The sequence below is a fragment of the Pseudomonadota bacterium genome, assembly GCA_034660915.1.
Taxonomy (GTDB): Bacteria; Desulfobacterota; Anaeroferrophillalia; order Anaeroferrophillales; family Anaeroferrophillaceae; genus DQWO01.
In genome coordinates this window covers 2550-3678 of the sequence record JAYEKE010000084.1, presented here as the reverse complement: position 1 = coordinate 3678, position 1129 = coordinate 2550, and the positions used below count along the sequence as shown (strand labels likewise).

Sequence of the window (1129 nt, the reverse complement as noted above, 5' to 3'; positions counted from 1 at the left end):
TCTGGGTGGTCATTCTTCTCTCCGTTTCATCCTCACACTCATCAATGTTACCATCATCTAACATTGTTAATAATTTTCTAGTCAATCCCTGATGGTTTGTCAATATTTTTTTCAGCCAACCTCCTAGGCATATATTGCCGTTTATGTCTGTTACAGCGGAAAAATAAGCCCGTCCTTGATTGAAGTTTTGTTAGTCAGTACTCGTAAAAACACTGTAAAATCAAATATTTAAAAAGTATTCTGATGTTGGTACGCAAGTTGCAAATATTAATTTTCAAGAGATTAGCTTGTTATTGGTAAGCTTGTTATTATTTTAGCATTTATCCTGGCATGGTGGGTTTACATGAATCATGGAATTTATACCGCATTGAGCGGTTCGTTGGCTAATGAGCGCCGTCTGGATATTATGACAAACAATCTGGCTAATCTCAATACGACCGGGTTTAAACGGGAAATGCCGGTTTTCAGTTCAGTCCTGGCGCAACAAAACGTAAGATTTTCAGAACCTGGATTTTCTCGAGACAAGATGGAATATGTTAACGCTACCTTTAATCAGGATAATCAGGTGGATTTCAAACCCGGTGCTCTGCAACCAACCGGGAATAAGCTTGATGTGGCGATTGAGGGGGATGCCTTTTTTGTTGTCCGTAGTCCCCGGGATGGGAACGATTATTATACCCGTGCCGGTGGTTTTGGACTGAATAGCAGCAAAGAAATGATTGCTGCCGATGGCAACGTTTTGCTGAATACAGACGGTGTCGGCCAGCCTTTGGTTATTGATGGTACCGATGCAAAAAATGGTATTGATATAAAAATAAATGAGCAGGGTGTCGTTGTTGTTAATGGGACAACGGTGGGAACAATCCGTCTGGTGCGATTTGCTGATCCTCAGGCATTGCGCAAAGTCGGGGCTGGCAATTTTCAGGCTTCACAGGCTTCCGGTACCCCGCAGATAGTTGATGATGTGGTCTTGCGCCAGGGGGTGAAAGAGCTTTCCAATGTTGATCCCCTGTCTTCGATGGTGGGTCTGATTGAAATTTCCCGGCAATATGAATTGCAGCAGAAAATAATAACCAGCCTGGGGGATGTAAACCACCTGGCGGCCAGCGAAATTGCCGCCCTGTAGAGG

1 protein-coding gene is annotated in these 1129 nt (G+C 43.7%); it reads left to right on the top strand.

The features are described 5' to 3' along the window. Window positions 1–343 precede the first annotated feature (343 nt). Entirely contained in the window at window positions 344–1126 is a 783-nt protein-coding gene (locus tag U9P07_05000) for a flagellar hook basal-body protein (GenBank protein MEA2108760.1), read from the top strand. Window positions 1127–1129 lie beyond the last annotated feature (3 nt).